Origin of the sequence: Sporosarcina ureae (assembly GCF_002101375.1) — a bacterium.
Classification (GTDB): domain Bacteria; phylum Bacillota; class Bacilli; order Bacillales_A; family Planococcaceae; genus Sporosarcina; species Sporosarcina ureae_B.
Genome location: NZ_CP015207.1, coordinates 91,730 through 118,351 on the forward strand (window position 1 = coordinate 91,730; position 26,622 = coordinate 118,351).

A 26,622-nucleotide genomic window follows, 5' to 3' on the forward strand; every position below is an offset into this window, starting at 1 on the left:
GATGAACATTTACGACAAAATTAATGAACTTTACGACAAAAAACGCGAAATCGAGTTGGGTGGCGGCGATGAGCGAATTATGAAGCAGCACGAAAAAGGTAAACTTACTGCGCGTGAACGTATCGAAATACTACTTGATGAAGGTACTTTCGTAGAGTTGAATCCATTTGTTGTTCATCGTACACGTGATTTTGGCATGGACAAGCTGGAAGGACCTGGCGACGGTGTCGTAACAGGTTACGGTAAAATCCACGGACGTCCTGTCTATTTATTCTCCCAAGACTTCACAGTATTTGGTGGAGCACTCGGTGAAATGCACGCAATGAAAATTGCCAATGTTATGGATTTGGCTGCAAAAAATGGTGCACCATTCATCGGTCTTAACGATTCTGGTGGCGCACGTATTCAAGAAGGCGTATTGTCTCTTGATGGATACGGTGAAATTTTCTACCGTAACGCGATCTATTCCGGAGTGATTCCACAGATTTCTGTTATCCTCGGGCCTTGTGCGGGTGGCGCGGTGTATTCACCTGCGATTACAGATTTCGTTATTATGACGGATAAAACAAGCCAGATGTTCATCACAGGACCAAAAGTTATTGAAACGGTTACAGGCGAGAAAATTACTTCTGAAGATCTGGGTGGAGCGAAAGTTCACAACACGATCAGCGGTAACGCGCATCTTCGTGGGGCAAGTGAAGAAGAAGTATTGGAAAAAACACGCGAATTATTGACCTATTTGCCACAGAACAACACGGAAAAGACACCCATTCAGCCAGTTGAAGAACAAGATGATTATCGTGAAGATTTGGCGGATACGGTACCTTACGAAACGATTCGTCCATATGACGTACGAAAAGTGTTGGAACAAGTAGTGGATGAAGGATCATTCTTCGAAATTCAGCCTGAATTTGCAAAGAACGCAGTAGTAGGCTATGCACGCATGAAAGGTGAGACAGTTGGATTTGTCTGTAACCAGCCGAAAGTGATGGCGGGCGGACTTGATATTGACTCATCTGATAAAATTGCACGTTTCATTCGTACATGTGACTCATTCAATATTCCATTGATCACATTTGAAGATGTGACAGGCTTCTTCCCAGGCATTAAGCAAGAGCACGGCGGAATCATTCGTCACGGAGCGAAGATTCTGTATGCATACTCGGAAGCAACTGTGCCAAAAATTACTTTGATCTTGCGTAAAGCTTTCGGTGGCGCATATGTCGCCTTGAACTCTAAATCAATCGGTGCAGACTTAGTCTTCGCTTGGCCAAATGCAGAAGTAGCCGTAATGGGTGCTGAAGGGGCAGCGAACATTATCTTCGCACGCGATATCGCAAGCAGTGACGATCCGGAAGCAACTCGTGCTGCGAAAATCGAAGAATACCGTGAAAAGTTTGCGAATCCATATGTTGCAGCTTCACATGGCATGATCGACGATGTAATCGATCCACGCGAAACACGAATTAAATTGCTTCAAGGACTTGAAATGATGCGCAATAAGCACGAAGACCGTCCGAAGAAAAAGCACGGCAACATACCTCTATAATCAAAGGAGTCTTTCATCTTGAATAAACAACGATTACTTCAAGAATTTTTGGAGTTAGTAAAAATTGATTCTGAAACTAAAAACGAACGAAATATTGCAGATATTCTTACAAAAAAATTGCAAGAACTGGGCTTTGACGTAACGGAAGATGATACAGCGGAAAAGACAGGTCATGGTGCGGGTAATTTAATTGCCAACTTGCCAAGTACAGTTGCTGATGCGGATCCGATTTTCTTCACATGCCATATGGATACGGTAGTTCCAGGACAATCCATTCAGCCAATCGTCAAAGAAGATGGCTATATTTACAGTGACGGAACGACGATTTTAGGTGCCGACGACAAAGCTGGAATTGCCGCTTTACTCGAGATGGCGAAAGTAATCCAAGAGTCAAACAAGCCGCATGGTCCGATCCAGTTCATTATTACAGCGGGTGAAGAAAGCGGATTAGTAGGCGCAAAAGCGATGAATCCGGACTACTTACAAGCGAAATATGGCTTCGCGATCGATAGTGACGGAGAAGTAGGCGGTATTGTTACAGCGGCCCCTTACCAGTCAAAATTATGGACGACCATCTATGGGAAAACAGCTCACGCTGGTGTAGCCCCTGAAAAAGGAATTTCTGCGATTTCACTCGCTGCTAAATCGATTGCGGGCATGAAACTTGGCCGGATAGATGAAGAGACGACTGCCAATATAGGTCGTTTTGAAGGTGGAAAAGCAACGAATATCGTTTGTGAAGAGGCTTTCATTTTATCGGAAGTTCGGTCAATCAATCCCGATAAAATGAAGAAACAAATCGACTTCATGGTCGAGAAATTTGCCACGACTTCTGAAACGCTCGGCGGCAAAGCTGAAACGACAACAGAACTCATGTATCCTGGTTTCTCAATCGGAGATGACGAAGAAGTCGTGCAAGTCGCGATGAAGTCCATCCGCAACGTAGGACGTGAACCGAAGATTATGACGAGTGGCGGCGGAAGTGACGGTAATGTCTTCAACGGGATGGGTGTTCCTACTGTGACATTATCTGTTGGGTATGAAGAGATTCATACGAAAAACGAACGCATGCCGGTGAAAGAGTTGGAAAAGCTGACGGAATTAGTACTTGAGATTGTCGGTCAAGCAATCCACACAGTGTAACAGTCTCAACAAAGAGCCTTGAAAGAAGGTATAATTATGCAAACTGTGATTGTGCGGACAGGCAATGAAGAATACGCACTTCCAGTAGAATCGGTGATATCTATCGAGAAATTGGAGTACGTCACGCCGATCCCTCATCTTCCATCGTATTTACTCGGATTGATGAAATCGCGTGGCGAACTGGTGCCAATTCTTGATTTAAGTGAGATTCTCTATCATCAGGCAACACCGCGGGATATTGAATCTCACGTAGTCGTCGTGAAAACGGATCAGTTGGAAGTTGGTTTATTAGTGCTAGATGCAAAAGAAATCCTTGACTTGCCAGAAGATCGGTTAACATCTACTGCACTAAAAGCGTATTCCAAGACACCTTACTTCGTAACAGTAGCAAATCTAGAAGACCGTGTAGTGACGGTTATCGATCCAAATAGTATGGCAGATTCACTCCATGGTATGGATGAAATATCCAGTTACATGAAAGAACAGCAGCAATCAAATTAGTAGGCAAAAAGAACATACATTTGATAAAATGGAAAGAGTGGCAGACTGAAGTCAGTTTGCCGCTTTTTCCTATTACATAATTAATTCCGAGGAAAGATAGGTGTTGACATGGCGGGTCCGATCATCTCTAATCCACGAGTCATTATGCACCTTGACATGAACAGCTTCTTTGCCTCAGTTGAACAAGCTGCGAATCCTAAATTAAAAGGTATTCCTCTAGCAGTCGCGGGCAACCCGAAAGAACGCAGAGGGATTCTCGTCACCTGTTCATATGAGGCAAGGGCATTTGGTGTGTACACGACGATGACGGTAGGAGAAGCTAAACGACTCTGTCCGAATTTAACGATCGTTCCGCCACGGCATGATCTGTATCGACAAATGTCCGAGTCGGTTTTTGATATTTTGCGAAGCTATACCGAATGGGTTGAACCTGTTTCCATTGATGAAGCTTATATCGATACGACCGATATTGGCGGATTGACGCGTGCATACGACTTGGCGCGGGAAATCCAAATGCGTATTTTAGCAGAACTGGATCTACCTTGTTCGATTGGAATTGCGCCGAATAAATTCCTTGCGAAAACAGCATCTGATTTTAAAAAACCGATGGGTATTACCATTTTACGTAAACGAGAAGTGTCGAAAATGCTGTGGCCGCTACCAGTCATTGAAATGCACGGAATCGGTAAACGGACGGAAGAAAAATTGCATAGTGCAGCTATTAAAACGATAGGCGACTTGGCCACTGCTGAAAAAATTACGTTGGAAGCGTTGCTTGGTAAAAATGGTTTGCGCCTTAAACAACGGGCAAACGGAATTGACACACGACCTATCGACCCCGAAAGTGCAGAAGAACGTAAAAGTATTGGCAGTTCCACTACGTTGCCTGTTGATCTTACGGAACTAGGAGATTGTATTCCGATTTTTGAACGGCTTGCGAAAAAAGTAGCGGCACGACTGGAAACCAAACGTCTAGCCGGAATAACAATTAGCATTCAAATGCGCTATGCCGACTGGCAAAATACCACAAGAAGTAGAACGCTCCAACACGCTATCTATCTGGAGGAAGACATTACAGAAGTAGCCATTCAATTATTCCGGCAACATTGGAACTATGAGCCCATCCGCTTGCTAGGCATTACGGTGGCGAATGTCATCGAACGATCTGAAATGGTCAAGCAACTGACATTCGAAAACTTTGAGCAACAACAAAAGGAATACGAAGTGGATCAGTTGATGTCAAGTCTGACGCAGCGTTTCGGAAATGGTATTATTAAAAAAGGATATACGAAGAAATAGCAAGGAGGCCATGTATGTGGATATAGAATTTCTAGGGACAGGTGCAGGGATGCCATCAAAACAGCGTAATACGTCAGCACTCGTTCTAGATTTGACAGATGAGAATAAGGAAAACTGGTTATTCGATTGTGGCGAAGCGACGCAGCATCAATTGCTACATAGCGCGATCAAGCCGAAGAAGATTACGAAAATCTTCATCACGCATTTGCACGGCGACCATATTTTTGGATTACCAGGATTTCTTAGCTCACGCGCATTTTTAGGTGGAGATGATCCGGTTGATATTTACGGTCCTGCGGGCTTGAAAGAGTGGCTACAACATACGTATCAATTAACGGGAACGTACTTGCCATACAAGTTGAATGTCCATGAAATACAAGACGGCATGATTCTCGAGACGGATGAATTCAAAGTCTATGCCAAAGAAGTTCAACATGTCATTCAGAGTTTTGGCTTCCGTATTGAACAAAAAGAGTTACCCGGTACATTATTGATCGACAAAGCGATCGAGCAAGGCGTTCCGAAAGGACCTTTGTTGCAGCGATTGAAAGATGGTTTTGATGTGGCACTTGAGAATGGACAGACCGTATACAGTCAAGACGTTACGACAGATAAGAAAAAAGGCTTCGTCATTACCGTTATTGGGGATACGTCGTACTGCCAAGCGTCAGTTGAACTGGCACGAGACGCCGATATTTTGATCCATGAAGCGACGTTCACCGATGAGTATGCAGCAGGTGCCAAGGAATTCGGTCATTCAACGATTGTCGAAGCAGCAACCATCGCGAAGGAAGCGAATGCGAAAAACCTTATTGCCAACCATATTAGCGCACGGTTCATGCCAAGTGAAATGCCAGCTTTCATAGCAGAAGGAACCGCTGTATTCGAGGCTATTTCGATTGCAGATGATTTTACGCGTTATCAGTGGAAACACGGAGAATTAATAAAGCTTGCAAAAAATTAAAGAGCTATCCAAGAAGTCGTCATGCCAATGACTTTTTGTGATCAGCTTTTTTTTATTGTTGTGATTGTGTTAAAGGGGATGAAGTGCTCTATGGTGCCGCGTATTCGCTCTATGAAGTCGGTGGAGCGCTCTATTGGGCAGGGTGAGTGCTCTATCGGGATGCGTATGCGCTCTATCGGGCAGTGTGAGCGCTCTATGGGGATGCGTATGCGCTCTATCCGGAAGTCTGAGTGCTCTATCAGAAAGCCTTGGCGCTCTATCAGGCAGCCTATGCGCTCTATCAAGCAGCTTGAGCGCTCTATCGGGCAGCCTATGCGCTCTATCAAGCAGCTTGAGTGCTCTACCGGGCAACCTATACGCTCTATACAGCCCCGCAACCGCTCATAACGGCCCGTGCCCCGCTCATTAAAAAAGACACTCAGAGAAATCATTTTCCTCGAGTGTCGTATTCCTATATTATTTCACAGCGCCCAATTGACGTGAACGGTTTTCTGCACTGATCAAGCAGTCCGAAATAATGGTCTTAAAGTTGTGATCTTCTAGCGATCGTAAACCTGCTGCTGTTGTACCGCCAGGGCTCGTTACATTTTCCCGCAGTATACTAGGCTCTTCGCCAGTTTTCTTCAACATGGAGGCAGCACCGTAGATCGTTTGAACGATCAATTCACGTGCATCCTCCGCCTTTAGGCCTTGCGCTACCGCTGCTTCTTCCATCGCTTCTACTAAATAGTAGATATACGCTGGCCCGCTACCTGAAAGGGCTGTGACTGCGTGCAGATGATCTTCTTCGACGACTTTGACGACACCGATTGCATTCAACAAGCTCAAAATAGATTGTTGCATTCTTTCTGAAACCGCGTCATTAAACGCAATTCCGCTTGCTGATTTTCCAATTGTTGCGGACGTATTCGGCATCGAGCGTGCAATCGGACGTTTGCCGAGGCCTTTTTCAAATGTATCGATGGAAATACCTGCGATGACAGAGAGGACTGTCGTATCTTCTCCAAGGTAGGGTGCAATATCCTCCATCACTTTCTCTACATCTTTCGGCTTCGTTGCGAGCACTACTAAGTCGACTTTTTTAATGAAATCTCGGTCTTCGCACACTTTCGTAATACCATAACGCGACTCCAGTTCATCTAAACGTTCTGCATCTGAACGATTCATGACATAGACATTATCTTCATATATGACACGTTTCTTAATAATCCCCGCAATAATAGCTTCTGCCATTTGACCGGCGCCTACAAATAAAATCTTTTCCATGTCTAACATCCTCCCAAAATAAAAAACGCTCCCGTCCTGTGTTTCAGGACGAAAACGCTCGGTTTCCGCGGTGCCACCTAAATTTGCTGTTTACGACAGCACAACTTCAAGTCTTCTTTATCGCAGAAGGTACGGTCGTGTTTCCACGACAGCTCGGAAGGAGGTTCAAAGGGGAGTGGGATACATGACTTGCAGCCTCGGCCATGCTCTCTTCTATCCATCACCCGTCTACTGATCTTCCTCAATGCCCGTTTCATACTATTTCCATGATTATGTCATGTACTAATTGAAATGTCAAACTGCCATTAGCTACTGGCGAACAAGTAGATGATGAATAAAACGATCAGAATCGAGATGACCAACGAAACGATCTTCATCGTGCTTAGCGGATAATTTCCGGACACTTTCCCCGTTTGTCCATTGACGATAAATTGATAGACTTTTTCTTTGAAATGAAAAGAGGAAATCCAAATCGGCAATAAAATATGTTTGTATGTAATAGCGGTATAATCTGTCGAGACATTGACCACTTGTACGATATCCCCGGCAACGCTGTGCTCGATCCCGTTGACGATTCCTTTAGTCATCACGTCCTTTGCTTGCGAAAATCCTTGTTGTAATGAAACGGAATAGCGCTCAGCAAGGAAACCAGACATATATTCCACTTTATAATCGGTAAGATTCGTTAATTGGAAAGGCTGTACTTTCTGCAATAATTTCGGGTCGACAGTGTTAGACGCTTTGATTAGAATATCATCAAAGAATTCACGGTAATTGCCGCTTTCCTGATGCCAACGGATTTTTTGTACTTGCTCGGTTACTTGTCTCGCCTTACCATCCTCATAGACGGTCCGTGTTTCGGTGACATAATAGTAATTTCCGACACGTACGACATAGTGTGACTGTGTTTGACTATCATACGTCCAGTAAGGCAAATAGGCACCAGATATTTTATTCATTCGATACGTTTTTTTTAATGCGTTCGGTGCGAAGAAGTGCCCTTTGATCCAGTCCTTGAACTTCGCCTGTGCTTGTTCCTCGGAAACTTGAAACGGAATCAATAATCCCGGTTGTATGCCGGCGTCGTGATTCGTGACGGATATGTGAGAAGATCCGCAAAATGAGCAGAAATCCGCAACGATATGTGCGTCCAGTACGGATTCCGCTCCGCAGTTATCACAGGAAAAAACACGTTTCTCTTCATTCCATAGATGTTGAAGATTATTTCCCGCTTCCTTGAAATCCAGTTCCACATGATGGTCGAACGTTGCTTCAATCGGCATTTCATGACTACAGAAAGGACATTTCAAGCCCCGTGTTTCCGGATTATATTCTGTGTTGCCGCCACAAGAAGGGCATTTGATATTTTCAGTATCTTCTACTACTGTGTGTTGTTCATCAAATGAAGTCAACGTCCATCCCTCACTTTTCGTCTAACGTCTCACCACATTCTGCGCAGAATTTCGCACCCGGCAGATTGGCATGTGAGCATGCAGGACAAATTTTCTCTGTGGCTTGAGATGTACCGCAAACGCTACAGAACTTCGCGTCTTTTGGAATCATGGTCTCACACTTCACGCAAGGTACTTTATCGGTTTCAACAGATTTTCCGCACTGACCACAGAACTTGGCATCGGCGTTGATCGTAGCCTGACAATGCGGACAGGATTTTGTCGCGGCTTGTGCTTGAGGTTGCTGTTGGTTCTGATTCATTGCATTTGCCATGACTTGACCCATGCCCATACCAGCACCCATGCCGACACCAGCGCCCGCCATGCCACCTTCATTCTGAGCTGCATCCCGCATCGCTTCAGCCGCCTGATATTGCTGGTATTGCTGCATATTGCCGAGTACACCCATAGAGGTACGCTTGTCCATCGCTTGTTCTACTTCTTTTGGTAACGATAGGTTTTCGATATAGAGTGATGTGATCTCGAAACCGAATGCAGCGAAACGAGACATCATCTTTTCTTTGCCTTTTTCACTTAATTCGTCGTAATGCATGGATAGATCGAGCGCAGGTAGTTGAGATTCTGCGAATAAATCGGATAATCCAGAAATGATCATTTTCTTTAGATGACCTTCAATAGAATTCGTATCATACGAACTGTTCGTTCCAAACAACTCACGCAAGAAAACGGTCGGCTCCGATACCCGATACGAATAAATCCCATAACCCCGAAGCCGTATCATGCCGAAATCCGGATCACGCATCATAATGGGATTCGATGTGCCCCATTTTTGATTGATGAATTGTTTCGTATTAATGAAATATACTTCCGCTTTAAACGGCGAATCAAAGCCGTATTTCCAAGATTTCAACTTCGTCAGGATGGGCATGTTTTGTGTATACAAAATATGACGTCCTGGTCCAAATACGTCCGCAATTTCGCCTTCATTGACGAAGACCGCGACTTGCGATTCCCTGACCGTCAGCTCTGCACCCATTTTAATTTCATTATTATGCACGGGGAACTGATAAACTAACGTATTGGCATCCTGTGCTTGCCACTCGATTACTTCGATAAATTGGTTTTTGAACATATTAAAAAATCCCACTGTAATCCCTCCAACTCGACGTCATTATGTAAATCATGCGATTTCATGTAGTATACCATACGAAGAATAGGCAAAATGGTTTCATTTTGCGCGAAATATCTTTCGGTAAATGAACAATCAAAACGTGACGTACATCGAAAGAAAGAGTACAATAGACTGAACAGTCATTCATTTAATAGGGGGAACAGTATATGATCACAAAAATTATTACACCTACACCATTTGCGGTAGGTGACGTGAACTGCTTTTTACTAAAAGGCGACACACTGACGTTAGTAGATGCGGCGACGAAAACGCCGGAAGCACGTGAAGTGTTGCAGATGAAATTAAAAGAAATGGGCTATACATTCCAAGATATAGAGCAAGTATTTGTCACGCATCACCATCCCGATCACTGTGGATTGGTCGAGATGTTTGATCGTGCAGAAATTCTCGGTCATCCGTATTTAAACTATTGGCTAACACGCGATAAAGAGTTTTTGGATCGTCATGACCGTTTCTATGAACAATCATTAGTAGAAGAAGGTGTGCCGGAACAATATTTGAAATGGGTGAAACGATTCCGTCGATCCGTCGACTTGATGGGAGGGCGTCCCGTCGATCGCATGATGAATGAAGGTGACGAGCTGCCAGGACATCCAGGGTGGAAAGTCCAAGAGTCTTTAGGTCACGCACAAAGTCATTTATCATTATTCAATGAAAAAGAAGGTATTCTGATCGGTGGCGATTTATTGTTAGAGAAAGTGTCATCCAATCCATTAATTGAGCCACCCTTTAAGAAAGAACAAGGACGTCCGAAGTCGTTGCTTCAATACAATGCGTCACTAAAACGTTTGTTGGATTTACCGGTGTCACTCGTTTACGGAGGTCATGGCAGTGAGATTACCCAAGCCCATGAGCTGATAACCGAACGCTTGGGGAAGCAGCACGACCGCGCCATGAAAGTTCTCGCTATGTTAGACGAATCTAAAACAGTCTTTGACGTGACGAAGCTCCTATTCCCAGCAGTATATGAGAAAGAGTTGGGGCTGACGCTGTCTGAAACCATCGGGCAGCTGGATTACCTAGTGGCAGCAGAATTAATCTCAGAAACGGCCGATTCAGCGGGAGTTCATCACTATGTCCGCATCTAAAACCGTGCTGATCACGGGAGCGACGAGCGGAATTGGGTTTGAACTGGCGAAGCGCATGACAGTGTTGAACAATTACCGCGTCATCGCGACAGGTCGCAATGCGAAGGCGTTAGAAGAGTTACGCGTACTCGGTGCAGAAGGATATTGTGCCGATCTACGAGATACGAAGCAACTCGATTGGCTTGTATCTTGCGTAGGAACACCTGACCTCATCGTATTTTCAGCTGGGGTCGGGAAGTTTCACTTGGCGCATGAAACGACCGATGAAGACACGTATGCGATGCTTGAAACGAATGTACTCGTACCCATGCAACTGACCGCTCGTGTGGTACCTTCTATGATCGAGCGCAAGCACGGTCATCTCGTCTATATCGGTTCACAAGCAGGGAAGGTTGCGACACCCAAAACATCGGTCTATGCCGCAACAAAACACGCGCTAATTGGCTATACGAATGCTGTGCGTATGGAAGTGGCGCCTTATGACGTCAATGTATCCGTCATCCATCCAGGACCGATCGATACACCGTTTATCCAACTAGCAGACGTCACGGGCGGCTACAAGCAAGCGATGGGCAGCCAGTTGCTGTCGGTTGATACAGTTGTGCGTGCCGTTATGGAAACAATCGAGCGACCTAGACGTGAAGTGAACTTGCCAAAAATCACCGGTCTGACAAGTAGGCTCTACGCATTGGCACCTAGCGTAGTCGAAACCATCGGGAAACCGTTTTTCTATAAAAAGTAAAAAGTATGTAGAGCGCTGTTGCTACAAGTCGTTATGATACGACTTGTGGCGGCAGTGTTTTTTGAAATGGGAAATAAAAATACGTTACGTAATAGGACTCACTATGATGCTGGAAAATGGCCGACGTTTGATTCTGGCAACATTCTTTACATGTATTTATCGATAGAATAATAAAGTAGTTGATCGTAAGTGGAAGGCGGCGACTCCCAGAGGATCAGCGTGCGCCTTGAGACCCTGGACGTAGCGAAGCGAAGGAAGCGGCTCAAGCCACGCCCTCGGGAAAGCGTCCGCCTGGAACGTCGATCAACGGTGCCAACCCACTTACTTTTCACCTAGATCCACAAATAATAATATTATGTAAAATAGAATAAACTACTTTATAAAGAAGTTGGAATATTCTATCAGAAATGCTATAGTGTGAATGATAGAGTTCACACATTAGACATAAATGAAAGGCCTCAGAAATGTTACCAAACCTACTACGATTTAACACCCTGACATCACTCTGAGCAAATACCATTACTAGAAAATTTATAATGAACGCTAAAAAGGGTGGGATTTGTATGCTAGCTAAAGAACATAATCAAAACATTTGGAAATACGCATTTGCAAGCGTCGCCGTCACGGTCAGTTCTCTCGGCTTTGGACGGATGTCATATGGAATCATTATGCCTTTCATGAAAGAGAACCTCGCGATGTCTTATAAACAAGCAGGACTACTCGCCACAACGGTGTCAATTGGCTATTTGCTAATGGTGATTTTTGTAGGATTGCTCGTGACCAAATACGGAGCGAAAAAGCTTGTGATTTTTGGAACGGGACTCGTTTCATTTGGACTATTTATGTTATCGTTCGTCGCAGGCTATAACTGGACACTTTTCGCCATGCTTCTGCTCGGAATAGGAACTGCATTCACCTATACGCCGCTCATTACGATACTCGTCGGCTGGTTTCCGAGGAAACGCGGCATGCTGATCGGCTTTCTCGTTAGCGGCATGGGGCTAGGAACGCTGATTTCCAGCGCGTTAATTCCGTTCTTCACCACATGGTTTGGCGATATGGGCTGGCGCTATTTATGGTTCTTCTATGGTGTTGTGTCGATCGTATCTATCATAATCGCGCTGATTATTTTACGTGATCCACCGATACCGTTACTAGCTAAGGAAACGCAGGAACATTCATTTTGGAAGAAAGTCTACTTCAATACACGTGTACTTCGAGTCGCAATCATCTATGGATTGGTTGGATTTGCGTATTTGGTACCACAAAGTTTCTTGTTTAGCTATATTCTCGAAGTCGGGCTTTCTACATTCCAAGCAGGGCAGATCATGGCGATCAGCGGAATCATGGCGATTTTCAGTGGTCCGTTATGGGGCGAAGTTTCTGATCGTATCGGACGAAAATCTGCGTTGCTCGCGACACTTGGAATTGGTGCAGTTTCACTTATCATTCCGGTTATTTTCCCCGTATATAGTGGGCTCATCGTCAGTCAATTCCTTTGGGGTGCGACAATTGTCGGGATGCTGTCGCTCTGCCAAGCGTTATCTACAGAACAAGTACATCCGATGTATGCACCCGTTGCTCTCGGCTATGTGACGTTCTTCTTCGCGGCAGGACAGTTGCTTGGACCGGGTATCGGTGGTTGGATCATCGACCGCTTCGAGCAAATTCCTCTCGCGCTAATTATGTGCAGTGTATTACTCGCTTTGGCGTTCTTGCTGACAATTCGAATGAACGCGCATGCAGTGGATGATGAGACGGAGTTGGAAGTGAAGCCTGTGTTGGCTACTTTTTGCAAGAAAGAAACTCCTACTAAGGAAGTATAAAAGAGCATGGCTTTAGTAATGTGTATTTTTTAATAAAGTACGTGAGCCTGGCAACAGCAAATATGTAAAAATAAAAGGTATCAGCATCCCGCAAATGAAGGGATCTGGTACCTTTTCATCTCGTTTAATGGTATAATAAGTAAACTTAATTTGAATACTTCAAAATATTACCAAATAGCAGTAAAATATAAAACATGGAGGTGAGAGGTTATGAAAAATGACGTAGAGAGAGTAGTTAAAAACCCACATCTATATACTAAAGACCATATAATTCATTACGTGAGCAATGGATTCCTCGAGTTAACTGGATATGAAGAGTGTGATGTAGTAGGAAAATCCCTTACTGATATAGACGCATTATTACGATCTGAACACCAAATATCTATTCAGGAGATTAAAGCGACAGATTATTTATATATTTTCACTAGTAATAATTTGCCAATGGAAGTTGAAATAAGTATTGAAATCATCTATGAAGAAGACGTTAAAATCTATTACTTTAAAGAGATAAAAGATTCGGCATTAAAATTCACATTAGATAACTTTATTTGTACTGATACTTATAAAAATGGATCTGTAGCAATATTTAGCTATCCGGATGGTATTCTTCTACAACATGATGAGAACTATATTCATACATTATCCTTAATGAACATGATTTCGGAAAATCCACTAGGTAAACATCCTTCGTTTTCGAATAATATTATAGATTTATTAAAACAAGGCACTTCTCTGCATGAATTTGGTGTAGAATCAATAAGTTCAAATGGAGTACCGACGTATTGGGATATAAATGTGAAAATGATATGTGGAGATCACAACAAGTATGTACTATTCTCTATTTACGATGTGACAGACAGGACCCGTGAAAGAAAACTTACTACTAAACAAAGAGGCGAAATGGAACTATTAGTTAGCCATACACCAAATATTGCACGTACTGTAGATAGAGTAGATAATATGTCAACTATTATAAATGGCATAGATATAGACGGACGAGCTACCGATATAAATAAAGTCGGCAGGCAAAACCTATCCCAACCTATCCCAGAGCAGGTTCCGGATATACACTCAGTAACTAGTGAAATGGCATATGTGAAAAGTGAATTTTTCACTACTTATTTTGGATGTGATGGAACGCCTAACTATACTGGGCAAGGAAATGTAGACAGTGATATTCCCATCTATAAAAATATAGAAAATATTTATAAGACGAAAGAATATAAAGCCTTGCAGGAAAATGTAGAAGATATTTCACTTTACTATGCGTCATTCTCTAACAAAGGCTTCAAAATAACTTATATTAATGATTATGCATTTGAAATCTTTAAAAGGGAAATACCGGAAGTCCATACAGAATTAGATGTATACGGGAAAAGTTTTTTTGATTTTTATAAGACTGATGATGTGGATGAATTGATAAAAGAAATCTATAAATCTATTGAAAACAAATCCTCGTATACACATAAACTTAGTTTTTGTGTAGATGGGACTCCTCACTATACAAAAACCATTTTTCAACCTATGTTCAATCAAAATAATGAAGTAGAAAAGATTATTGCCTTGGGGTTAGATATTTCCGATGAAGAATTAGCTAACAAAAGAATGGAAAAACTTCTTACAGCCCAAGAAGAATTATTCATCAACACATCTCATGAACTAAAGACACCATTAAGTGTAATATTTAGTGGAGCTCAATTATTGAATTTATATTTGGAAAACGATTCCCTGGAAGAATGTAGAGACGATATTTTGAATATTAATAAGACAACAATAGGGAATTGTTTTAGACTAATCAAACTCATAAATAATATATTAGATATTTCAAAAATAGAATCGGGACTAAATGAATTACACTTATGCAATTACAATATTGTGGAGATCATAGATAGCATTGTACAATCAGTTTCAGAGTACACCAAGTCTAAAGATATTCAAATTATATTTGACCCAGATGTGGAAGAACTCTTTATCGCATTGGATGTGTATAAATTTGATAGAATTTTACTCAATCTTATTTCAAATGCAATAAAATTCTCTATTACGGGTAAAGTTATATTTATAAAGCTAGAGGTAACAGATTATCAAACAGTAAGAATTTCTGTAACAGACGAAGGCATTGGTATAGCTCAGGAGAGTATGGGTGCTATATTCGGAAAGTTTATACAATTAAACAGAAATTTAAATCGTATATCTGAAGGCACTGGGCTTGGTTTGCCTCTAGCTAAGTCTATGGCTGAACTTCATGGAGGGAGTCTAACCGTAGAAAGCATTCTCGATAAAGGGAGTACATTTACTATTGAACTTCCTATTAAGACAATAGATACTACAACTAGTAACCAAGAAGATACGACTGATATTGATCGAGTTGAGATAATAAAATATGAATTCTCAGATATATATTAAAAATGAGTGCCTATGTGAGAAACTTACGTGAATGTATAAACATCCATGAAGGTTTCGTGCAAAGGTACTTTTTTTACAATTTCAATAAATATGAAACGATTTCCTACCCTATCCGTATACATAGTATGTAACAAAATCTAGTAACTGGAAAAGAGTGTTGGGTATGTTGGGTTTACTACTATTTTCATTAGTTGTAGGAGTTATCACGAGTGCTATGATCGTGCCGTTCCTCTCTGTAAATAACAAAAAAGAACCATTATCTTTTAACCGCTGGGTCGCTTTTGGGACGCTTACAGTGATCAGTACGATTGGCGTATTTATATTTTATTACGTGACGAATTTAGATCGTAATTGGACATCGCTGTGGGCATTATTCCTTGTCGTCGCTATTTTAGGGGCAGTTTTTTCGCAAGGTATGGAGCGTAAAGTCAAAATGGTCGTATCGTTGGCAGCTTTGCTCATTGGTGTGTATGTCTTAAGTGCACCTCTTTTCAACGCAAATAAAAAATATGAAACGGTTGCGATGAAGCAAAAAGTGGAAATTACAGCGTTTGATGAAACGAAAACGCCGGCTAGTGTGCCGCCAAAGTTTGCGCGTAATAAGATGAAAAAAGCATTTGGTCAAGTACCAGATACGAGTTATTACGAACTCGGACATTTACAAATTCAAAAAGTGAATGACGAATTTGTCTATATTGCGCCTGTTGAGTTTTCAGGATTTTTCAAATGGTTTAACGGTAAAACGACACCGGGTTATTTCACGATGAGTGCAACGGATTCATCGGATAACCCGAAATTCATTCAAACGGAAATGGCGTATACGACGTCTTCTTATTTCCATGAAAAAGTGTACCGAAAAATGCGTATGGAAATGCCGGATTTAATCTTTTACGGAGATGTTCAATTGGAAATTGACGATGAAGGCAAGCCGCATTATATTCGCACGTATGGAGAATTCATTTCGGCACGTAACGGATTTAACGCCAAAGGAATTGTCATATTGGATCCTGAAACAGGTGCTACGAAGAAATATGCGTTATCAGATGTTCCTGAATTTATTAATGGGGCCATTTCACCTGAAGCGGTAAGTCTTCAAAATAGTTATTTCGGTAAGTATATTCATGGTTTTTGGAATTCATTGGTTGGCAAAAAAGATGTGAAGATTCCTTCAGACGAAGGTACAGAAGCCAATGTTAGCCCGATCTTTGATGCGGATGGACATATGTATTACTTTACAGATTTTGCCAGTCCAAAAGAAGGCGTAGACTCGATGCTTGGCTATGCATTAACAGATGGTCGAACAGGGAAAGCGACGTATTATACGGGGGATTTGGAAGAGTCCTACATGGATTCGCAAGGTGCGCTCCAGATCATTGAAAAGAAGTTTATCGAAAAGAAATGGAATGGCGAAATGCCTGTTTTGTATAACTTCTACGGTGAAGCTAGCTGGTTGACACCAGTACTTGATTCAAATGGATTCTTGCAAAATTACTTCATTGTTTCCGCTGCGAATCCTGAAATCTCTGTATTTGCGAATTCACCAAATGAAGCGTTGAAATTGTATAAAACCGCACTTCAACGTGGTGGCAGTACGGTAGATGGAAGTTCTGATGCAGAGGAAGCGAAAGCAACTATTACAGCCATGCGCGTATTTAAAGAACGCGTCGGTGAGTTTACAGTCGTTTCAATTCTAGCAAAAGACGGTCGAAACTTCCTTGTGTCATCGGAAGTCGAACCTCTTTCAATTTATGTGGAAGAAGGCGATCAGTTAACGGTAACGTATTTGGAGACGGGTGAATTATTCTTACCTGTGAAAGAATTAGTTAATAACAGTGTGAAATAAATAATTGTGAAATAGCCTAATAGCGCAATCGCGTAGTTAGGCTATTTCTTTGCGTATATTTATCGCATGATTTCTATCTAATTAGCGAAAAATTTCGACATATTATAATAGTTCATATTGAATAGCAAAATGAACTGTGTTAAAGTCGGGTTACTATGGTGAAATTGATAATATTTTGTCAATATAGGTATTCCATAATTAAATAGGTAGTAATTAACAATTTACTCGCGTTACATTCACGCAATGGATTCTAGTAGTTACGAACTTTCATGTATAGGAGTGATAAAATGGCTAATAACAACAACCCAAAAACAGAAAGTCATGATCCAGGACGTAGAAACTTTCTGAAGAACACCGGTCTAGTTGTAGGTGGCGTGGCAGGTGGATCTTTACTTGGTGGTTTATTCACGAATCAAATGAAATCGGATGAGGGGAAAAAAGGGAAAAGTGAAGACGCTGTCAAAGTAGATCCGGCCCATGCACGGGTGTTTTTCGGTCGTTTCGAAGACTTCATCGTACTGGCAACGGCTACGGAACTGATTTTCCCTGAAGACGACAACGGCCCGGGAGCTATCGGGCTGGATGTACCGTATTTTATCGATAAACAACTGGCAGGGACTTGGGGCATAAATGGTGACGACTATCGTCAAGCACCTTTTACCAATTTGGAAGGTTTGAAGAAAATCGAGAAGGCTGATGAAAAAGTCAATCATTCACGGGCGAACCGAGGGAAAATTTTCTTGGAAGGTTTACGCTTGATGAATGCAGAAAGTATGAAACGGTTTGACGCTTCTTTTGACCAAGCTACTGAAGAGCAACAACATGAAATTATGAGTGATCTTGAAGCAGGTAAGCTCGACATGAAATCTATTCCTTCAGACGCGTTCTTTGCGCTACTTAAGCAGGCTACATTAGAAGGTGCGTTTTCGGATCCTTTGTACGGTGGGAATAAAAACATGGACGGTTGGCGTATGAAAGAATTTGCTGGAGCTCGTCCATCTTACGCAGACGTCATTGAAAGTGAAGAATTTGTTAAACTGGATCCAATTAGTTTGACGGACTATCAAAGAAAGAAATAAATTCAACATTTTCAGGAGGTAGAAGGTATGGCAGAAGAACTAAAGAAAGTGGACGTTGTAATTGTGGGGACTGGCTGGGCTGGTGGAATTACTGCTGCTGAACTCACAAAAAAAGGATACAAAGTGGTGGCGCTTGAAAGAGGTAAGGAACAATCACGGGATGATTTCATCGGGGCGAAAGATGAATTAAAATATTCCATTCGTTACGATATGATGCAAGATCTATCCAAAGATACAGTAACAGCAAGAGGTAGTATGAAAGAAACCGCGAAGCCAGTACGAAATAATAACTATGCGCGCTTTGGAAATGATACAGGCGGGGCAAGTGTCCACTGGAATGGCGTAAGTTTGCGCTGGTTGCCGTATGATTTTGAGATTCATAGTCAAACGGTGGAAAAGTATGGTGCGAAAAAGATTCCAGAAAATTGTACAATTCAAGACTGGGGTATTACATACGACGAACTAGAACCGTATTATGATAAATTCGAAAAAACAGCTGGCGTTTCTGGCGAGGAAAACCCTGTCGGACCTCCACGTTCGGATAAGTATCCGAATCCACCTTTGAAAACGACGCCATCGATTGAATTGTTTAAAAAAGCTTCGACAAATCTTGGGTATCACCCATATCGTTTACCAGCTGCCAATATGTCGGAGTCGTATACAAATCCAGACGGCGAGACGATCAATGCGTGTATGTACTGTGCGTTCTGTGAAGAGTATGGCTGTGATTTCGGTGCCAAAGGCGATCCAATCGTTACAGTATTGGAGACTGCTAGAAAGACAGGGAACTTTGAAATTCGGAATGAATCCACAGTGACTGAAGTCATTCATGATGGAACGAAAGCGATCGGGTTAAAATATATTGATAATATTACAGGTACTGAATATATCCAACCTGCGGATATTGTCGTGTTAGCCGGATTTGTCTTTACAAATAATAAATTATTATTAAAGTCTAAAATAGGCAAGCCGTATAATCCCGAAACGCAAGAAGGTGTAATCGGGAAAAACTTTACAGGTCACTTTAGTAATATTAGTACCTACATAGGTGCACGGGGCTTCTTTGATAATGAAAAGTGGAATTTATCTATGGGTACAGGTGCACTAGGGGCAAAAGTGGATGATTTTGCAGGAGATAACGTGGATCATACAGATCTTGACTTCCTTCACGGCTATGAAATTCGCTATTACCATTTAGGTCAGCGTCCGATTGATAATAACCATGTGCCAGTGGGGACACCTGCTTGGGGTAAAGAATACAAAGAGAAAAATTTGTTTTATCATAACCGCAGCTTGATTATTCGAGCGAAGACTGCTTTCTTGCCTAACCGTTATACGTACCTGGATTTGGATCCTACGTACAAAGACGAGCTAGGAGATCCACTAATACGTGCAACTGTGCATTATGAAGAGCAAGACATAAAGCGCGCACAACATGGCGTGGAAACGTGTAAAGAAATTATGACAGAAATGGGTGCGGATATCATTGACTTGGTCGACGTACCGGATGATGTGAAGTTTGATAGCAAGTTCTACACAAACCACTTCCTTGGCGGTGCGATAATGGGTGAAGATCCTAAAACATCCGCTGTCAACACGTACTCGCAAATGTGGGATATGGAAAACTTGTTCGTGCTGGGTGGATCTTCCTTCCCTCATAACAGTAACCATGATCCTACCGAAACGATCGGTGCATTCGCTTACCGTGCTTCAGAAGGTATGATCGACTATCTTGGTGGCGAGGGTGGTTTGTTAGTGGAAGCTAAACAAACGAGCAAAGCTTAATTTCACACTAGCATGTATGAATGCCTATTATAATAGCCTAGCGTCGCAAATGCGATGCTAGGCTATTTTTAAAATATCATGATTTTAACTTCGCTATCTCTTCTTCAGTCAAGTAACGCCACTGACCGCGTTCCAATGATCCAAGCTCAATATGCTTGATGCGAACTCTTTGCAAGTGCGTCACGGTATATTGAAACCGTCTGCACATTCTGCGGATTTGTCGATTCAATCCTTGCGTTAACGTAATACGAAACGTGAAGTCGTCTAACGGAGTTACAGGGCAAGAGTTAGTAGTCGTATAGCTTTTCGTTCTGGGATTATAAATATTTACCCCGTTTGATAAGTCTTCTATAAAAGTATGCGTCAGTTTTTTATCGACTGTCACCACATACTCTTTTTCCTGATGGTTTTCGTCTTTCATTAACTCATTTACAATACTTCCATCATTGGTTAATAAAATTAGACCTTCTGTTTCTTTATCCAAACGTCCCACAGGAAATATACGTTCAGGATACGATATAAAATCGATAATATTATCCGCAATAGTAGGCGAAGCGGTACAAGTAATCCCACTTGGTTTATTAAGTAGTATATATAGGTCTTGTGCGTTGTGCGTGATGGAGTGCCCGTCTACTTCAACCTGATCATGCTCTTCAACAAAATAGACATGCGATGCAATGTTGCCGTTAACAAGCACTTTTTCAGCCGTAATATAGCGCTCTGCTTGTCTTCTGGAACAGAATCCCGAAGAACTAATATATTGATTCAATCTCAACGTGTCCGCTCCTCGTCTATCTACGTGTTTCTTCTATTATAACACGTTTGCTCTTTCGTAGAATGCCTTCGTATTGTTATATTATACTAGTAGTGTGCGAAGTTAAACCTGTTCATTAAATTACAAAACGTAGAAATTAGGAGGGGCTGCCAATGAATATTGAAATCATGCCAGTAACCGAACCAACATCCATGCTAGTGAATACGCTCAATCGATGGGGGAACGACGTGAATTTAAAGTCATTGTCTCAACCTAATCCAAGTAAAGAAGAATTGGAACGAGAAAAGGTTTTGACTATTGAAGATGTACACCGTCGTTTGAAATACCAACATCTATTCCTGATCTATTTGGAAAATCAGCTGATCGGGGAAATGAGCTACACGGTGGACCCTGAGCATTTATTTAGAAAAGAAACTGGGACGGCGTGGATCAGCATTTCCATTGGCGAGCCTGAATGCCGTGGGAAAGGAATTGGTTTTATCGCTTTAGCGTACTTAGAAGAGCAAGTTAGAAAGCGTGGTCTTCAACGAATCGAGCTAGGCGTGTTTGAATTTAATACACCCGCTTTGAAGCTTTATAAGAAGTTAGGATATCAAGAAATTGGACGCATAGAAAACTTCACGTATTATGATGGAAAAATGCGGGCTGATATTCGTATGGAAAAGCGTATGTAATTTGATAAGTAAGTACACGCGTTACATGAGAATTACATCACTTGTTAATGAATTCCAAGTTGGATATTTTAATTGTTATTCAAACGATTCGTTCCAGTACCTGGTACTTTTCATCAGCATTTCCCGTATTGTATAAGGTATGGGAAATTTTAAAGGTGTCATGGAGTGCAGTAAGAAATAGTGAATAGACCGCAAATGCGCCAGATTGCGAAATCACTATTTCAAGTTTGAGTAGTTTTTAATGGCATCGTTGGATCATAGGGAGGGAAAGCGATGGAAGGTTTACTATTAACTGTATTCATCTTAATAATCATATCGCTTAACGTTGCTTCTTTTATGTTTTTCAAAAAGGGGAAATTAAATCTTATGATTGCAGGAATTATGATGATGATTCTTGCTCCTGTTCTTGGTTTTTCAAGTGGCGCATTATTTCTCCATTTCTATGATTGGAGTTCAGGGGGAACAGGAGAGGGTGCAGGCTATGGTGGCGCTTTTTTAGGTTTGATAACCTTGGTTAATGGGATTCTACTAGTATTGATTGGAATAGTTATGTTTATTATAAAAGTCATCACAAAACGACGTTGATCTTTCCTTATGACAGAAATGCGCGCAATTGCTTTATAAGTGATTGCGTCTATATCGCAATCGAGCCAAATGGATATACTAAACAGCACATTAGTCAGAAGATAAAGGAGATTTATATGAATACAAAACGTAAAAGGAAGATCTTAGGAATAGGCTCGGGAATATTTATTATACTTGTCATAGCTTTCATATCTTGGTATTATCCATTGTCGCTTCTTAGCATCGATCAAAGCTTTGCCTATAGTCCCGACACGGAAACCCATAATGGCAAAACCTATGAAGAAGAGATTGGCGAGTTTAAAGCTGCCTACGAGAAGGATCTGAAAATGGATTTAGAAAGTAATAATTACAATCCTACGGTAAATCGAACTCAATTTATTCTTCCGATTTTTGAACAACAATGGTTGATCGGTATGGACTCCAAAACAATTGACAAAGATAAACTCGATAGAATGCTTTTCGACGTACAACAGGCAAGAAATACCCTGTTAGACCTTGTCTCTGAAGGAGATTATTCAAGAGAAGAAAGAGTATACCTAGTTGATAGCATAAATAATTTCCTAAAGTTAGAAGATAGTATTAGATTTATAAGAACCGGAACATATTTTTCAAGAAGTGATTTGCATAGGTTGTTAGGTAATTTACAAGCAGAGTTCTGGGCGGGGTTTGATTACTATACCACCGTTTTTTATGATGCATCTCATACATAAAAGCTTGAAGTAATTGGGTGCTTTTATCATAAAACGAATTTGCGCATATCTAAAACAATCGGGCCGTTATGTTGACACCATCTTATAACTATACTGTGAAAATGCAGTCTGAATGGTAAAGTAGAATGATTTCACTAATTAAAGGTAATGGGCTTATTTTTATAAGAAGCAAAAAAACGATTGAACAAGTGTCCAATCGTTTTTTATGCATATTATTCAGTTGGAACGATAAAATCACGTCGGCGAATTAATGCAAATAGTGCACCAAGTCCTAACAAAGTTGCTGCCAAGATAAATGTTATTCTGACATCCCAAAGCTCAGCAATGGCTCCGAAAGTTAATGATGAAATACCGAACAAGAGTGATAGTATAGTGCTTTGCACGGCATGAATTTTAGGAAGCTGGTCAGTAGTTGCAGATTTTTGAAGCAATGTCTCACTTACAATACTTTTTAATTGTTGAACAACACCGTTCAGAATAACAAGTAGAATGGAAATCCACGGAATGGCGGTTACTCCGAAAAGAAGAGTGACGCCGCTAATGCCAAATGATAACACAATAAGCAAGCGTTTCAGGTTGTTTTCAATCCCAATTACAAATCTTGAGCAGATGACTCCTCCAATTATCATACCTAAGAAGAAAGCTGTATTAATGTAACCCCACCAAGCTTCTGTCTGACCTAGAACTTCTGCCACGAAGATGTAAAGGATCGAAGCAATCCATACAACATTGGCAATTGCTTCAAAAATGATGACCACATGAAGACTCCTAAAAAGCGGGTTTCTCCATACAATCTTCCAGCCTTCGGTTAGCTCACTCCTCCATTTACCTGTACACTCTTTTTTATGGAATGGTGTGGGATCGTAAATACAGAACATCATCATCGTTGCAATTATATACAAACTACCTGTACCGAAAATAATAAATTGTCCACTCATTAATGCGACAGCTATTCCTCCCAGTGCCCAGCCTCCTAAATTCATTGTTTCAGAGACGATCGAGAAGAAACTGTTCGCTTTCACAAGTCGTTCTTTTGGCACTAAGCGTGGTAGCATAGCACGGCTTGCCGGCGATGCCCAGCCATCCAAAAACGCAATACACCCAACAAACGTTAGAATGATGAATAGATCGGTTATTGTTTCAGAAATTAATAAAAGCGATAGAGCAACCAATAGAATGGTCTTACTGACTTGTGAATAAACGAGCAATGTCTTTAAAGGAAAACGATTGATCAACCACGGAGAGATCATCCCACTAATAAAACGACCGAACATATTGATGAAAGGTACCAATGCTAATGCAAAAGGTGACTCCGTGAGTGTATACAAAAAAGAGATGATACCGACAATATAAAAAACATCACCTAGACTAGCCAGTGATTGGCCCATCCATAGAAAACGAAACGATTGATTTTTCATTCTTACTACCCCTTTACTATCAAATTAAAATCTGATTTCTTAGGGTAGTTTTACACTCGTATTATTCCTCCTTTACATTAAGAACCACTTCATACATAGAATTCAAAAAAGATTAACAAAGGGATTGCTATCGAAAAGAAGAGTAGTAAGAATGAAAGAAATTTCATATTAGTCAAATTATATCAATTGCTAGAATGTAATGCCATACGATTAAAAATTATTGTATGCAAAAACCAATTACTACATTATTTTTAATGCATTAGGGGAGATAAAAAACATGACCGTTTCTCCATCGAGTATGATTGATTCACAAGTATTCGAGCTTATATCGCAATGAGGCCAAATCGTGGGATAAGAGAGAAACACCCCTATGGTGCATCTTGATGCGCTTAATACTACCTTTACTTTAATATCTTTCTCCAATAATACGGAGAGAGGAGTTATTATTGGTGCATTTGACGAACCGTTCAGAAGTCATTCGATGGCCAGTAAACGGTTGTGCGCGCGCTGGTTGGGTTGGTTGCAGCCGTGATTTGGCTATTACTATGGGTATATTCTTTGCCACACCTTTCTTTTGAGATACCAACAGCTCAATAGTATATTACCTACATAAGGTACATGAAAATAAGAGAGTACTATATGTAGTAATTGACAATTATTTAAATAGTTTATATTATATGAGTATATGTTCATATATGATAACCAGAAACACATGATTGGAGAGGAATTGAAAATGAGCGAAGAAACAAATAGTGACCAGTCTTTGGAAGAAAACACGCAACATTTGGATGAAGAAACACTTTTCGTTGTCTCCCAAACGTTTAAGGCATTAAGCGATCCGACGAGAATCCGGATCTTAAATTTATTGTGCAAGGAAGAACACTCAGTGAATGATATCGCTGAAACATTAAATTTAAGTCAGTCATCGGTCTCACATCAATTGCGTTTTTTAAAAAACTTGCGGCTGGTGAAATTTAGAAGAGCAGGGACGACCTTTTATTATTCAGAAGATGACCATCACGTAATGAATTTATTGAAACAGGCAATTGAGCACGCGACTCATAATTAACAACACGGAGGGATTATTCAGTGGGACTTGACCAAGGACACGACCATGCGCATGGTGCGAATAAAAAAGTATTATTGATTTCCTTCCTCATCATTACTTTATATATGATTGTGGAAGCGATCGGCGGATTTTTGACGAACAGTCTTGCCTTATTGGCAGATGCCGGTCATATGTTAAGCGATTCTATTTCATTAGCGATTGCATTGATTGCATTTAAGTTCGGGGAAAAAGTTGCAAGTAAAAGCAAGACATTCGGCTATAAGAGGTTCGAGATCTTAGCCGCTGTGTTAAATGGAATCATATTGATTGTTATCGCTTTGTTCATTTTCTTTGAAGCAGTAAAACGCTTTGCAAATCCTCCTGAAGTTGCGACAATAGGCATGCTGATTGTTAGCAGCATCGGGTTGGCCGTAAATATTTTAGTTGCATGGATTATGATGCGCGGCAGCGATGTGGAAGAGAACTTGAATATGAAAGGCGCTTACCTGCATGTCATGAGCGATATGTTAGGTTCAATCGGAGCGATTGCTGCAGCGCTGCTTATGATGTTCTTTGGATGGGGCTGGGCCGATCCGTTAGCGAGTGTTATTGTAGCGGCATTGGTTTTACGCAGCGGTTACTTTGTATCGAAGTCAGGGCTGCATGTGTTAATGGAAGGCGTGCCTCAAAATGTGAAGATGAATGAACTTATTCATACGCTCCGCAATGCGCAGGGCATCATCAGTGTTCATGATTTACACGTTTGGTCCATAACGAGCGGTTTAAATGCACTTTCTTGCCACGCCGTAGTGAACGATCAAATGACGATTGCGGAAAGTGAGCAATTGCTTCGCAAAATCGAACATGATTTATTGCACCAAAACATTCATCACGTTACTATTCAATTGGAAACATCGGCCCATCAGCATGACGATTCAATCTTATGCCAAGTGAAACCTGAATCGTCGGGAGGCCACCATCATCACCATCATTAAGACAGTTAGTGACCGGCAGCTGTGTTGCGTAGGTCACTATTTTTTTAAGAATGAAACAACATTCGTTGTATACTGTGTAGGGGTATATAATAATGAGTGTAAATAAGCCTGTTTATTGAAATCACATAGAGATATCGCGAACTTTATTTTATGTACTAAATATTAGGGTTGCTTTTTTATTTAATGTCTGTTATATTTAAAGAGTATTATCTTTGTTCTTTTTCAGATCGAGAATATATTTCATGGAAATATATTTTGTTTTTCGTCTAAAGTTTTGAGCAAGTATAGTAACATCATTGTGTGGATATCCGCACTAGGAGGC

23 protein-coding genes are annotated in these 26,622 nt (G+C 41.2%); 18 read left to right on the forward strand and 5 right to left on the reverse strand.

The features are described from left to right. Window position 1 precedes the first annotated feature (1 nt). From SporoP8_RS00485 to rnz, 5 genes are all read left to right on the forward strand, one after another. A complete protein-coding gene (locus SporoP8_RS00485; RefSeq protein WP_085130534.1) occupies window positions 2-1,549 on the forward strand; it encodes an acyl-CoA carboxylase subunit beta in 1,548 nt (515 codons plus the stop codon). An 18-nt stretch (window positions 1,550-1,567) separates the two neighbouring features. Then, a complete protein-coding gene (locus SporoP8_RS00490) occupies window positions 1,568-2,692 on the forward strand; it encodes a M20/M25/M40 family metallo-hydrolase (protein ID WP_085130536.1) in 1,125 nt (374 codons plus the stop codon). A 36-nt stretch (window positions 2,693-2,728) separates the two neighbouring features. Continuing rightward, window positions 2,729-3,193, forward strand: a complete 465-nt coding sequence (locus tag SporoP8_RS00495; RefSeq protein WP_085130538.1) for a chemotaxis protein CheW — start codon at window positions 2,729-2,731, stop codon at window positions 3,191-3,193. A gap of 108 nt (window positions 3,194-3,301) precedes the next feature. Further along, complete coding sequence (locus SporoP8_RS00500) at window positions 3,302-4,492, forward strand: DNA polymerase IV (RefSeq protein ID WP_085130540.1); 1,191 nt, start codon at window positions 3,302-3,304, stop codon at window positions 4,490-4,492. A 16-nt stretch (window positions 4,493-4,508) separates the two neighbouring features. Further along, window positions 4,509-5,456, forward strand: a complete 948-nt coding sequence (gene rnz, locus SporoP8_RS00505; protein ID WP_085130542.1) for a ribonuclease Z — start codon at window positions 4,509-4,511, stop codon at window positions 5,454-5,456. 456 nt (window positions 5,457-5,912) lie between these two features. Here rnz and proC read toward each other — a convergent pair whose 3' ends face one another. The 3 genes from proC to SporoP8_RS00520 form a co-directional block, all read right to left on the reverse strand. Continuing rightward, complete coding sequence (gene proC / locus SporoP8_RS00510; protein ID WP_085130544.1) at window positions 5,913-6,722, reverse strand: pyrroline-5-carboxylate reductase; 810 nt, start codon at window positions 6,720-6,722, stop codon at window positions 5,913-5,915. Window positions 6,723-7,027: 305 nt separating this feature from the next. Continuing rightward, window positions 7,028-8,134 (reverse strand): TFIIB-type zinc ribbon-containing protein, encoded by a 1,107-nt coding sequence (locus SporoP8_RS00515; protein WP_085130546.1) that lies wholly within the window; start codon window positions 8,132-8,134, stop codon window positions 7,028-7,030. 10 nt (window positions 8,135-8,144) lie between these two features. After that, window positions 8,145-9,281: an SPFH domain-containing protein gene (locus tag SporoP8_RS00520; RefSeq protein ID WP_085130548.1), complete on the reverse strand. Its 1,137-nt coding sequence runs from the start codon at window positions 9,279-9,281 to the stop codon at window positions 8,145-8,147. 191 nt (window positions 9,282-9,472) lie between these two features. On the opposite strand from SporoP8_RS00520, the gene SporoP8_RS00525 reads away from it, so the two are divergent. From SporoP8_RS00525 to SporoP8_RS00555, 7 genes are all read left to right on the forward strand, one after another. Next, window positions 9,473-10,414, forward strand: coding sequence for an MBL fold metallo-hydrolase (locus SporoP8_RS00525; protein WP_085130550.1), 942 nt, complete (start codon window positions 9,473-9,475; stop codon window positions 10,412-10,414). Further along, on the forward strand, window positions 10,401-11,156 hold the full coding sequence (locus SporoP8_RS00530) for an SDR family NAD(P)-dependent oxidoreductase (protein WP_085130552.1): 756 nt from the start codon (window positions 10,401-10,403) through the stop codon (window positions 11,154-11,156). The genes SporoP8_RS00525 and SporoP8_RS00530 overlap by 14 nt, the downstream gene beginning before the upstream one ends. 563 nt (window positions 11,157-11,719) lie before the next feature. Beyond that, window positions 11,720-12,982: a YbfB/YjiJ family MFS transporter gene (locus SporoP8_RS00535; protein WP_198166045.1), complete on the forward strand. Its 1,263-nt coding sequence runs from the start codon at window positions 11,720-11,722 to the stop codon at window positions 12,980-12,982. A 210-nt stretch (window positions 12,983-13,192) separates the two neighbouring features. Continuing rightward, window positions 13,193-15,388 carry a PAS domain-containing sensor histidine kinase gene (locus SporoP8_RS00540; protein WP_085130556.1) on the forward strand — a complete coding sequence of 732 codons (2,196 nt, stop codon included), beginning with the start codon at window positions 13,193-13,195 and terminating at the stop codon, window positions 15,386-15,388. A 163-nt stretch (window positions 15,389-15,551) separates the two neighbouring features. Then, window positions 15,552-17,231, forward strand: a complete 1,680-nt coding sequence (locus SporoP8_RS00545; RefSeq protein WP_085130558.1) for a hypothetical protein — start codon at window positions 15,552-15,554, stop codon at window positions 17,229-17,231. Window positions 17,232-17,518: 287 nt separating this feature from the next. Then, window positions 17,519-18,310 carry a gluconate 2-dehydrogenase subunit 3 family protein gene (locus SporoP8_RS00550; protein ID WP_158232363.1) on the forward strand — a complete coding sequence of 264 codons (792 nt, stop codon included), beginning with the start codon at window positions 17,519-17,521 and terminating at the stop codon, window positions 18,308-18,310. Between the two features lie 27 nt (window positions 18,311-18,337). After that, window positions 18,338-20,095, forward strand: a complete 1,758-nt coding sequence (locus tag SporoP8_RS00555; protein WP_085130562.1) for a GMC family oxidoreductase — start codon at window positions 18,338-18,340, stop codon at window positions 20,093-20,095. 76 nt (window positions 20,096-20,171) lie between these two features. Here SporoP8_RS00555 and SporoP8_RS00560 read toward each other — a convergent pair whose 3' ends face one another. Beyond that, window positions 20,172-20,870 (reverse strand): pseudouridine synthase, encoded by a 699-nt coding sequence (locus tag SporoP8_RS00560; RefSeq protein ID WP_085130564.1) that lies wholly within the window; start codon window positions 20,868-20,870, stop codon window positions 20,172-20,174. A 152-nt stretch (window positions 20,871-21,022) separates the two neighbouring features. Here SporoP8_RS00560 and SporoP8_RS00565 point away from each other — a divergent pair, with 152 nt between their 5' ends. The 3 genes from SporoP8_RS00565 (at window position 21,023) to SporoP8_RS00575 (ending at window position 22,839) form a co-directional block, all read left to right on the forward strand. Next, window positions 21,023-21,544, forward strand: coding sequence for a GNAT family N-acetyltransferase (locus tag SporoP8_RS00565; protein WP_085130566.1), 522 nt, complete (start codon window positions 21,023-21,025; stop codon window positions 21,542-21,544). A 273-nt stretch (window positions 21,545-21,817) separates the two neighbouring features. After that, complete coding sequence (locus tag SporoP8_RS00570; RefSeq protein WP_085130568.1) at window positions 21,818-22,129, forward strand: inner-membrane translocator; 312 nt, start codon at window positions 21,818-21,820, stop codon at window positions 22,127-22,129. 116 nt (window positions 22,130-22,245) lie between these two features. Then, window positions 22,246-22,839: a hypothetical protein gene (locus SporoP8_RS00575; protein ID WP_085130570.1), complete on the forward strand. Its 594-nt coding sequence runs from the start codon at window positions 22,246-22,248 to the stop codon at window positions 22,837-22,839. Between the two features lie 212 nt (window positions 22,840-23,051). On the opposite strand, the gene SporoP8_RS00580 is transcribed toward SporoP8_RS00575, so the two are convergent. Beyond that, on the reverse strand, window positions 23,052-24,257 hold the full coding sequence (locus SporoP8_RS00580) for an MFS transporter (RefSeq protein WP_085130572.1): 1,206 nt from the start codon (window positions 24,255-24,257) through the stop codon (window positions 23,052-23,054). Window positions 24,258-24,706: 449 nt separating this feature from the next. On the opposite strand from SporoP8_RS00580, the gene SporoP8_RS16820 reads away from it, so the two are divergent. The 3 genes from SporoP8_RS16820 (at window position 24,707) to SporoP8_RS00590 (ending at window position 26,300) form a co-directional block, all read left to right on the forward strand. Then, the gene (locus SporoP8_RS16820) at window positions 24,707-24,835 is read left to right on the forward strand and encodes a hypothetical protein (protein ID WP_255397540.1); all 129 of its coding nucleotides are present in this window, start codon (window positions 24,707-24,709) and stop codon (window positions 24,833-24,835) included. Window positions 24,836-24,990: 155 nt separating this feature from the next. Beyond that, a complete protein-coding gene (locus SporoP8_RS00585; protein ID WP_085130574.1) occupies window positions 24,991-25,326 on the forward strand; it encodes an ArsR/SmtB family transcription factor in 336 nt (111 codons plus the stop codon). Between the two features lie 20 nt (window positions 25,327-25,346). After that, complete coding sequence (locus SporoP8_RS00590) at window positions 25,347-26,300, forward strand: cation diffusion facilitator family transporter (RefSeq protein ID WP_085130576.1); 954 nt, start codon at window positions 25,347-25,349, stop codon at window positions 26,298-26,300. Window positions 26,301-26,622: the final 322 nt, after the last annotated feature.

What these genes read in the sequence shown, in the direction of transcription:
- SporoP8_RS00485 (WP_085130534.1), top strand. Translation starts at nt 2, where the DNA reads ATGAACATTTACGACAAAATTAATGAACTTTACGACAAAAAACGCGAA.
- SporoP8_RS00495 (WP_085130538.1), top strand. Translation starts at nt 2,729, where the DNA reads ATGCAAACTGTGATTGTGCGGACAGGCAATGAAGAATACGCACTTCCA.
- SporoP8_RS00500 (WP_085130540.1), top strand. Translation starts at nt 3,302, where the DNA reads ATGGCGGGTCCGATCATCTCTAATCCACGAGTCATTATGCACCTTGAC.
- proC (WP_085130544.1), bottom strand. Translation starts at nt 6,722, where the DNA reads ATGGAAAAGATTTTATTTGTAGGCGCCGGTCAAATGGCAGAAGCTATT.
- SporoP8_RS00525 (WP_085130550.1), top strand. Translation starts at nt 9,473, where the DNA reads ATGATCACAAAAATTATTACACCTACACCATTTGCGGTAGGTGACGTG.
- SporoP8_RS00530 (WP_085130552.1), top strand. Translation starts at nt 10,401, where the DNA reads ATGTCCGCATCTAAAACCGTGCTGATCACGGGAGCGACGAGCGGAATT.
- SporoP8_RS00535 (WP_198166045.1), top strand. Translation starts at nt 11,720, where the DNA reads ATGCTAGCTAAAGAACATAATCAAAACATTTGGAAATACGCATTTGCA.
- SporoP8_RS00540 (WP_085130556.1), top strand. Translation starts at nt 13,193, where the DNA reads ATGAAAAATGACGTAGAGAGAGTAGTTAAAAACCCACATCTATATACT.
- SporoP8_RS00545 (WP_085130558.1), top strand. Translation starts at nt 15,552, where the DNA reads ATGTTGGGTTTACTACTATTTTCATTAGTTGTAGGAGTTATCACGAGT.
- SporoP8_RS00550 (WP_158232363.1), top strand. Translation starts at nt 17,519, where the DNA reads ATGGCTAATAACAACAACCCAAAAACAGAAAGTCATGATCCAGGACGT.
- SporoP8_RS00555 (WP_085130562.1), top strand. Translation starts at nt 18,338, where the DNA reads ATGGCAGAAGAACTAAAGAAAGTGGACGTTGTAATTGTGGGGACTGGC.
- SporoP8_RS00565 (WP_085130566.1), top strand. Translation starts at nt 21,023, where the DNA reads ATGAATATTGAAATCATGCCAGTAACCGAACCAACATCCATGCTAGTG.
- SporoP8_RS00570 (WP_085130568.1), top strand. Translation starts at nt 21,818, where the DNA reads ATGGAAGGTTTACTATTAACTGTATTCATCTTAATAATCATATCGCTT.
- SporoP8_RS00575 (WP_085130570.1), top strand. Translation starts at nt 22,246, where the DNA reads ATGAATACAAAACGTAAAAGGAAGATCTTAGGAATAGGCTCGGGAATA.
- SporoP8_RS00580 (WP_085130572.1), bottom strand. Translation starts at nt 24,257, where the DNA reads ATGAAAAATCAATCGTTTCGTTTTCTATGGATGGGCCAATCACTGGCT.
- SporoP8_RS00585 (WP_085130574.1), top strand. Translation starts at nt 24,991, where the DNA reads ATGAGCGAAGAAACAAATAGTGACCAGTCTTTGGAAGAAAACACGCAA.